The sequence below is a fragment of the uncultured Thiohalocapsa sp. genome, from assembly GCF_913062725.1.
In the GTDB taxonomy this organism is placed as follows: Bacteria; Pseudomonadota; Gammaproteobacteria; order Chromatiales; family Chromatiaceae; genus Thiohalocapsa.
Map to the genome: position 1 here is coordinate 1 of NZ_CAJXWY010000097.1, position 8,598 is coordinate 8,598.

Consider the following 8,598-nt stretch of genomic DNA (forward strand, 5'->3'; position numbering starts at 1 on the left):
TCGAACCAGTTGCCGCCGGTGCGCCGCTTCTCGGCGAGCGCCTCCTCCAGTTCCTTGACGCGCTCAGGGGCGCCCTGGATGCGCTCGTCCTGGGCGGCGAGCTGCTGGCGCATACGCTGGTTCTCGCGCTCCAGGGCCTCTACGCGCTGGTCCAGGCTCTGGGCTTGTGCGGCGGGTACGGCGCCAGCCAATACGAGGGCAACGGCGCCCGCGACGGAATGAATCTGCATGCCGGAATCTCCTTGCTGGTGGAGTCACCGCGGGGGCGCGGCGCCAGCGTATGATAAACACAAAAAAGATATGATCGCGCTCGTCTCAGCGACGGCGTCGCAGGTATTCGACGGGGCCGCAGCCGGCGCGCAGCAGCGCCGGCGCGGTCGGTGCGCGCTGCCCGGGCTCAGAGCTCGGCGGCGTGAATCCAGAGCACGGCGTCCTGGGACAGCTCCTTGCCCTCGTACTCCTTGTCGGGGCCGGAGCCCAGGCACGCGAATCCCCAGGTGCCGGGGCGCGGGATACCGAAGGTGAACAGGCCGTTGTCGTCGGTGATGGCGACGATGGCGGTGGGCGGCACCGGGCCCTTGGTCTCTTTGCTGAAGGCGTGCCCCTCCAAGTCCACGTCGGAGTTGATGTACTCGATCTCGCACTCGACGCCAGCCGCCGGCTCGCCGTCGGAGAGGAGCTGGCCGGTGAAGGTGCCGCCGACGAAGGTCTGATAGGGCTTGTCCATGGGCACGATCTCCGTCTTCAGGCCGATGGGCTCGTTCCAGCCGGTGGGCATGGCGCCCTTGTTGAGGATGGTCTTGGTGATTTGCTGGATGTAGATGTCCTCGGCGCCTTCCATGTAGGGCGCCGGGGTCAGCGCAAAGATGTAGTCGCCGTTGCGGCGGACCTTGTAGCTCGCGGTGTAGGCGTCGGACGGCTCCCCGCTGGCGCCAGCCCACTTAACGGCCTCCAGGCTGTCTTTCAGGTCGGTCTTCTCGCCCTTGAAGACGACGAAGAATGCCTCCGGCTCGCCCATGTCCATGGTGCTGGTGTTCTCCATCGGATGGCCGAACACGAGCGCCAGCGGGATGTCGCCCGGTTTCTCCAACATGACCTCGGGCGTGTAGAGGAACTGGAAGTGGGCCTGGGCAGCACCGGACAAGGTGGTTGCCGCCGCCGCGGCGATGAATGCCGAAGTTTTCATGGAGTCTGTTTCCCTAGCTGCTGGGGGATGATGGCGGTCTGGGTGAGCCGCGTTGTGTCGATCACCGTTCCTGCCCGGCTGGCGGCGGCTGGCGGGGCGGAATGCGGTTGGTGGGAGCGGGCTGGGCCACTGCGGGCGTTGCGGCGGCAACCTGCACATGCCGCGCCGCAATGCGCCCGTGGGCTCACTCGACGATGTCTTTGCCGTGGATCACGATGTCGTGCCCGGGACCGGCGTCGAAGACCACGGTGTAGTCGCCGGCCGGTTTGTCGAACTCGAACTCGCTGTATTCGCTCATCTCGCCTTCGATGACGGCGTTACCGGCGGCGTCGACCACACGCACAGCGACACCGGCGGCAGAGGAGCCGTCCGAGAAGCCGCCCTCGCAGAGCACGGCGCCGTCGCCCATGTCGTAACAGGCGCACAAAGGCGTATGCGCCGATACGGTCGTGCTCAGTGTGAGTCCGACCGCCGTCAGCACACTGGCGCTCAGGCCGACGGCGGTGGTAAGGACGTTGCGGCGGGGATATCGCAAGGCAGTTCTCCGTTTCGCGCTGGTGGTCAGGACGCGCGGTACGGGCAGCGAGCCGATGCACCGCGCAACGATCATGACCACACAGACTACACGGTCATCACGATATTGTAAATACGACTGATTCGCGCTCGCGTTACTATTATAGCTACGTTATGCTAGTGGGCAGGTCACAAGCGGCGCTGCCGAGCAGCGCGCTTCTTCACGGCGCTGGCGCCGCCACCCGTCACCCCAGCCACCGCAGGCGTTCTCCATGCTCAAGCCAAAGCCGAGGCCTTTGCCCAGCGACTCCCCCGGTCCGCGACGCCCCACAGCGACATCCGCACCGACAGCATTGCCGGGCCTGCAGCGATGCTGAGCCTGAACGACATCCGCGCCGGCGGGCGCGTGCGCATCCGGCGGCACCTGGCCACGGGTGCCGTACGCCAGCGCCTGCTCGACCTGGGGCTGATGCCGAATGCCGTGGTCACAGTCGTGCGCAGCGCCCCGCTCAACGACCCCATCGAGCTGAAGCTGGACGCCTCCAACGTCTCCCTGCGACGTGCCGAGGCGCGCACCATCGAGGTTTCGCCGGAGGACAACGACCATGTCTGAGCCGAAGAGCCATCGGCACGGGACCGGCAACCACCATCCCCGGCGGCATCAGCGTGGCCAAGCGACGCCGGGGACCGCGGCGTCGGATGCCGCGCACGCGGGCGGTCGTGGCGATGGACACAAGCGCCACGGCAGGCAGACACAGGCGCGTGATGGGGTACTAGTGGCGTTGGCGGGCCAGCAGAACGCAGGCAAGTCCACGCTGTTCAATGTGCTCACCGGCGCGCGTCAGCACGTGGCCAACTACCCCGGCGTCACGGTCGACAAGAAGCACGGGCAGTACAGCGACGACCTGGGCACGGTCTACACCGTGGATCTGCCGGGCACCTACAGCCTGACTTCGTTCTCGCTGGAGGAGCGGGTGGCCCGCGAGTTCCTGCTCGGCGCGCGCCCGGATGTGACCGTCGACGTGGTGGATGCCTCCAACCTGCGCCGCTCCCTGCACTTGACGCTGCAGTTGCTGGAGCTGGAGCTGCCGCTGGTGCTGGCGCTGAACATGATGGACGTGGCGGCCAGCAACGGCATCGAGGTGGACCAGGATGTGCTCGCCGCACGGTTGGGCTTGCCGGTGGTGGCCACGGTCGGCCGCAAGGGTGAGGGACGGGAGGCGCTGCGTCGGGCCATTCGCACCGAAGCCGACCGGCTGCTGGCGCCGGAGCGGCCGCCATCCCAGCCCGAAGCCGAGGCCGCCGCGCGGCCGCCCGTGCGCTACGGCGCCCTGGAGCCGGCGATCGGGCAGCTCGTGGCCCGTCTCACCACCGAGTCGGCGCTGGCACACCTGCCGCGGCGCTGGCTGGCGCTGCAACTGCTGCAAGGAGACACGACCGCGCTGCAGCTGCTGCTCGAGCGGCTCGGCGACGCCGACACCCGGGCGCTGCAGGCAGACGCGGGGCGCTTCATCGTAGCCTTCGAGTCGGCGCAGGGCATCGACGTGGCCGATCACATCGTCGCCTGCCGCGACAGGGCCGTGGAGCGGCTGCTGGATGGCGCCGTGAAGGGGGCGGATCGCGGCCGGCCATCCCTCACCGACCGCATCGACCGCGTGGTGCTGAACCGCTGGACGGCGCCCCTGTTTCTGGTGGCCACGGTGTTCGCCATCTATCAGGTCTCCATCGTCTGGGGCTACGAGCTCACCAACTACACCTGGCCGCTGCTGGCCAAATTCCGGGAGCTGGTGGCCAGCGTGCTGCCGAGTGCAGACTTTCTGGTCGATCCCTACACCCGCTCCCTGGGGCTATGGCTGGTGGACTCCGCCAACACCTTGCTGAACTACGTCCCGATCTTCCTGATCCTGTTCGCGGCCATCGCCATCGTCGAAGACTCGGGCTACATGGCCCGCATCGCCTTCATCCTGGACAAGATCCTGCATCGCTTCGGGCTGCACGGCCAGAGCACGCTGCCCCTGATCCTGGGCGGGGTCTTCGCCGGCGGCTGTGCCGTGCCCGGGGTCATGGCCACCAAGGGCATTCCAGATACCCGCGCCCGCATGGCCACCATCTTCACCGTGCCCTTCATGAACTGCCTGGCCAAGGTGCCGCTCTACACCCTGCTGCTCGGCGTCTTCTTCGTGGAGCACAAGTCGCTGATGATGTTCTACATCTCCACCATGACCATCATTTTCGCGCTGCTGGTGGCGAAACTGCTCACCAAGACGGTGCTGCGCGGGCAGGAGACCTCGCCCTTCGTCATGGAGCTGCCGCACTATCACCTGCCAACGCTCACCGGCGTGCTGCGCCGCTCCTTCGAGCGCACCTGGCAGTACATCAAGAAGGTGGGCACGGTGGTGCTGGCGGTGGCCGTGGTGGTGTTCGCGCTGCTGCACCTGCCCGGGCTGTCGGCGGAGCGCAAGTCCCACTACGGGGCCGAGGCGCAGGCGGCGATGGAACGCTTCGAGACGGCCATGGTCGGCAACACCTATGCCGATGTGGCACTCGGCGACAACCTGATGCCGCTGATCAATTACTTCACCGACCACAAGCGCGCCAAGCTCAATGCCACAGGCAGCGCCGGCTCTGAGCGGGTCGCCGCGCGCTTCCAGGCCCGCAATCCGGACTTCTATCCCCTGGTGAAACCGCCCGCCGGCGACCGTGACGCCAAGCGGGCCTGGCGCGAGCTGCGCAAGCTCGCCCGCGCCCGCCAGGGGCTGCGCCGGGAGATGCGCGAGGAGCGCATCACCACCTCCATCCTTGGCACCATCGGCCGCGGCATGGAGCCGCTCACGCAGTTCGCGGGCTTCGACTGGAAGATCAACGTCGCCCTCCTGTCATCGTTTGCGGCCCGCGAAAGCAGTGTTGCCACCCTCGGCGTGCTGTTCCAACAGGATGACGATCAGAACGCCACACTGGAGGAGCGCATGGGCACCGAAACCCGCGCCGGCGGTGCCACCGCGCTGCTGGCGGTGTCCATGATCCTGTTCTTCGCGCTCTATCCACCCTGTCTCGCCACCACCATCATGGTCAAGGTGCAAACGGGGTCCTACAAATGGATGTTGTTCTCCATCGTCTTTCCGACCCTGCTCGGGCTCGGCGTCGCGAGCGCCGTCTACAGCATCGGCATGGCGGTGGGCGCCACCGGCATCGAGGCTATGTCAGTGGTGTATTGGGGCGCCTTCGCGCTGCTGTTGGTGGTCGGTCTGCTGAGCGAGCGGCGGAGTCGACGACGCCTCGGTGAGCGCCTGGCACAAACCTGAGCGGTGGCCTGCGCGGGAACGCCGTCCCGGCGATGGCATGCCGCCCCCAAGCAGGCCCAAAACGACGCCGGCAGTCCATGTCACACCCGGGAGAGCCATCATGACCAACCCCGCCGATGCCCCATCGACCACACAGCTGGAGTCCCCGAGCGCCAATCCCGCGATCAACGCCGAGGCCGGCGCCGGCTGGCTGGATTGGGCCGTCGTCGCCGCGGTGGTCGCGGTGGCCCTGTGGTATCTCTACCGTAAGCTCTGGGCCAATCGCGGCGAGTGCGGCGGCTGCGCCAAGGGCAAGGGTGGCTGCGCCGTGCTGCAGGCGAGCCGGCGTGCGCAGGTCGAGCATCGCACCCGGGGACCGAATTAAGCCTGACATTCCGCAGGCCGAGCAGTCGGGTCCGGGCCCGATCAAGGTGTGCGCCCATGGCAGGCGCTATCGCGATGGCCGGCTTGCATGTATGCTGTTGTGTATCAGGCTGCGGCCAGCGCACATGGGCCATCCACCCGTGTTCGCCCGATGCAGACCGCCCGGCGTCAATCACACGGAGCCGTGCGATAGCAGCCTCGGCGCAGGCCGTAAGGGAAGCCGCGCGGGCCGATATGCGGAGCATCAGCGCGCGGAGCGCCTGGCGGAGCGCCTGCGTGCGCTCGGCATCGATCCGCAATCGCTGTGACCCATGGGCCTTGACAGTCGCAGATGGAGCCGTGGCCGCCGGGCGGGACGCCGTGGATATCCGCCCATCGGCTTCACCACCGGAACCCCGCCGTCGAGCCCCCGGCGGCCGCTCTCCAGCCCGCCGACTTCGAACCTCTGATCAACGCTGAGTTACAACCGAATGGAGTCCAACCATGGGACTATTGAGCGGTCTGCTGGGCAACGCCTCGACCATCGACGCTGGCAAGCTAAGCGCTGACCTGGCGCCCATCCTCGCCGCCGAGGAGAGCATCGAGGTCGCCTTCCAGGTCATCCGTGATCAATTCGTCTTCACCAGCGCCCGGCTGCTGCTGATCGACAAACAGGGGCTGACTGGCAAAAAGGTCGAGTACCTGTCGATTCCCTACAAGGCGATCACCCGCTTCTCGGTGGAGACCGCCGGCCATTTCGATCTGGATGCCGAGCTCAAGGTCTGGGTCTCAGGGGCGAGCGCGCCCATCGAGAAAACCCTGCGTGGGACCGAGAATGTCACCGAGATCCAAAAGGCCCTGGCAACGGCGGTGCTGGCCATGCAGTAAGCACTCGCCGCAGGCGTGCACCGCAGGGGGCCGCGCCGCGCTGCCGGTGTGCTGCCGCCGCGTGGGGCACAGGTGTGGCGCGAAACGATGCGATAGTCCCTGCGAGCCATTGCCGCGCGCGGCCCCATGGCCACACCGCACGAGCCCGGCGTGGGCCGCCACGAACGGTGCGACCGGTTCGGAAACGGCGCGAGCCGGGCTCAAGGCTGCTTTTCGGCGGCGGCGGCCTGGATCTCGGCCTCGGCATCGCAGAAGCGCTCCTTGGCCTCTTCCAGGCCGCCCTGCACGGGGCAGACCATGCGTTGACGGTCCCTTTGATGACTGTGCGCTGAACCTCGCATGCGGGCTGCGTCGACGGAACCTGACCCGTCAGGGGGTCGCCACCCGCTGAGCCGCGTCACCGCCCCCCGCAAACTGCGCCTCGGCTCGCCCATGAGCCTGGGCTGTGGCTTGCCCTGGGACTTGCCGGGGGGCGGGTCGCCACCCGGGCCGAGGGCTGACGCCTGCATCGAAGCGCTGGCTGCCGCATCGGCATGCGAAGGTGGTGTCAGTCAGTTACTTGCACGGACTACAGGCGTTCGCCAGCGCAGGCGAGGCGCCGCAGCGCCGGCTCGACGTGCGCGCGACCCTGCTGATTGCGCCGCTTGACCCAGCCGTCTGGACCACCTATCATTTGCAACTGAGACGCGTTATCATTTCAACGAAGCCAGCGACTGGTGATGCTGACGCCCTTTCCGCGCACCCGGGCGTTGGACGACCAAGGCAAGCCAAGTGTTTTTCCCATTCATCATCGGCTGCGCCGATACCAAAGGAGACACAGGCATGTCCGTCACCACACTAAGGCCCGCATCCAACCAGCGGCGGCACACGCAGACATCACGGGCATCCGCCACAACGCATCGCCGTCAGCAGGCGCCGCCGCCGGCAGGGCTGCCCGCGCGCACCCCGCTGCACCATGCCGCCGGCGCCCTGCGCCTCAGCGGCCATTGGTTCGAGCTCATGTCGGACCTCAGTTTGCTCGAGCACCTGCAGCTCGAGCTAGCGACGCCGCGAATACGCCTCCTCGACACCATCTCCCTGGCGGGGCTGCGTGTGGATGCCGCCGTGGCGAGCCTGAACGGCGCGGAACAATCGCTGCGGCTGCTGCTGGAGCGCTGCCACGCCCTGGCGGCGGCACCGGCGCGGGATGCCCTGCTGCTGGAGGACGACCTCGGGCGTCCCCTGCTGCGCCTGCGCCCTGCCGCGGGCCCGGATGCGGGGCTCTGGCGGCTGGTGCTGGGCGGTATGCTCGGCGGCGGTGAGCGTGTGGTGCCCTTGCAGCAGACGCCCCCGGCACTCGCACCCCTGGGACGTCATCCCCTGGGCGCGCTGCAGGCGCATTGCAGCAATGATCCGCATGCGCCCAACTTCTTGGACACGGCCGAGCTCTCGGGCCAACTGGCGCTGGATCCCGGTCGGCTCAGGCGCGACGCCGCAGCCAGCGGTGGCTCGGCCACGGCTGTGGACCCGGCGTTGATTCCCTGCGCCCTGCGCGCCCTGTGCGACGAGGTGCTGCCCGTGGCGATCACCATGGGCTCGGATGCGCTGGTACTGCGGCGGCAAGCCGCTTTCCACGGCTATGACGATGCGCGGGGCCGCGCCGGACTCGCCGGCGTCGAGACGCGGGTGGACATCGACACCGCCGCCATCGACAGCGCCTGGGTGGTAGGCCGCCGCAGTGGTCACGGTAGCGACCGGCAGCTTCGGCTCTACGATGTCGACGGCCGGGCGCTGGCGGTCATCGCCGCCGCTCACGCCTGCGCCCCCTGTGGCGATGGCACCACCGATGCGCCCTGCGGCGGCGAGCCGCGCTTCTGGCGCTCGCTGATGAACGCGCTCACGAGCTGATTCCACCGGAGACATCCATGACTCGCTCCACCGTCATCGTCGCCGTCCTGCTGGCTGCATTGCTGACCATTCCCGTCACCAGTGGCGGGCCATCCCCGGGTACCGCGGCGGGCGCCGGCGCAACCGTGCCGCTGGTGTCGTCCGAGCAAGCCAATACCGCCGAGACGGGGCGCGCCGTCGCGCGCCCCGAATCCCGCACGCACCGGGTCCCAGTGTTGCACGCTGGCCTTGGCGGAGGACATCCTGCGCCGCGGCGGAAAATCCCTAGCTTGCGCACGATGGCACACCACCTGTCGCCACAGTTTTGATAACTTGCCACTGGTGCAGTCTCGAGTCGGCTGTGCCTTGGGTCGTCGCGTTGCCACGCGGCGGCCCGGCCTTTGGCGCTGTACCAAAACCGATGTATACCCGGCGCATGTCAATGTCCGGCGCAGGCGTCTGCGGGCTGGGTTGCAGCGGGCGGGGGACGCCGTGAATACG

8 protein-coding genes and 1 pseudogene are annotated in these 8,598 nt (G+C 67.9%); 6 read left to right on the forward strand and 3 right to left on the reverse strand.

Annotation, left to right across the window (positions count from 1 at the left end):
- The 3 genes and pseudogenes from QZ588_RS17125 to QZ588_RS17135 form a co-directional block, all read right to left on the reverse strand.
- Positions 1 to 230: pseudogene (locus QZ588_RS17125) on the reverse strand (hypothetical protein); the annotation flags it as partial.
- A gap of 167 nt (positions 231 to 397) precedes the next feature.
- Positions 398 to 1,186, reverse strand: a complete 789-nt coding sequence (locus tag QZ588_RS17130) for a DUF4198 domain-containing protein (protein WP_295544215.1) — start codon at positions 1,184 to 1,186, stop codon at positions 398 to 400.
- A gap of 184 nt (positions 1,187 to 1,370) precedes the next feature.
- Complete coding sequence (locus QZ588_RS17135; protein ID WP_366929602.1) at positions 1,371 to 1,721, reverse strand: hypothetical protein; 351 nt, start codon at positions 1,719 to 1,721, stop codon at positions 1,371 to 1,373.
- A 348-nt stretch (positions 1,722 to 2,069) separates the two neighbouring features.
- On the opposite strand from QZ588_RS17135, the gene QZ588_RS17140 reads away from it, so the two are divergent.
- The 6 genes from QZ588_RS17140 (at position 2,070) to QZ588_RS17165 (ending at position 8,426) form a co-directional block, all read left to right on the forward strand.
- Positions 2,070 to 2,312: a FeoA family protein gene (locus QZ588_RS17140; protein ID WP_295544217.1), complete on the forward strand. Its 243-nt coding sequence runs from the start codon at positions 2,070 to 2,072 to the stop codon at positions 2,310 to 2,312.
- A complete protein-coding gene (feoB, locus tag QZ588_RS17145) occupies positions 2,305 to 5,001 on the forward strand; it encodes a ferrous iron transport protein B (RefSeq protein WP_295544219.1) in 2,697 nt (898 codons plus the stop codon). Before QZ588_RS17140 ends, feoB begins: the two co-directional genes overlap by 8 nt.
- 100 nt (positions 5,002 to 5,101) lie before the next feature.
- A complete protein-coding gene (locus tag QZ588_RS17150) occupies positions 5,102 to 5,365 on the forward strand; it encodes a hypothetical protein (protein ID WP_295544221.1) in 264 nt (87 codons plus the stop codon).
- 482 nt (positions 5,366 to 5,847) lie between these two features.
- Positions 5,848 to 6,231: a PH domain-containing protein gene (locus QZ588_RS17155; RefSeq protein ID WP_295544223.1), complete on the forward strand. Its 384-nt coding sequence runs from the start codon at positions 5,848 to 5,850 to the stop codon at positions 6,229 to 6,231.
- A gap of 822 nt (positions 6,232 to 7,053) precedes the next feature.
- Positions 7,054 to 8,118: a hypothetical protein gene (locus QZ588_RS17160; RefSeq protein WP_295544225.1), complete on the forward strand. Its 1,065-nt coding sequence runs from the start codon at positions 7,054 to 7,056 to the stop codon at positions 8,116 to 8,118.
- Between the two features lie 17 nt (positions 8,119 to 8,135).
- Positions 8,136 to 8,426, forward strand: coding sequence for a hypothetical protein (locus tag QZ588_RS17165; RefSeq protein ID WP_295544227.1), 291 nt, complete (start codon positions 8,136 to 8,138; stop codon positions 8,424 to 8,426).
- Positions 8,427 to 8,598 lie beyond the last annotated feature (172 nt).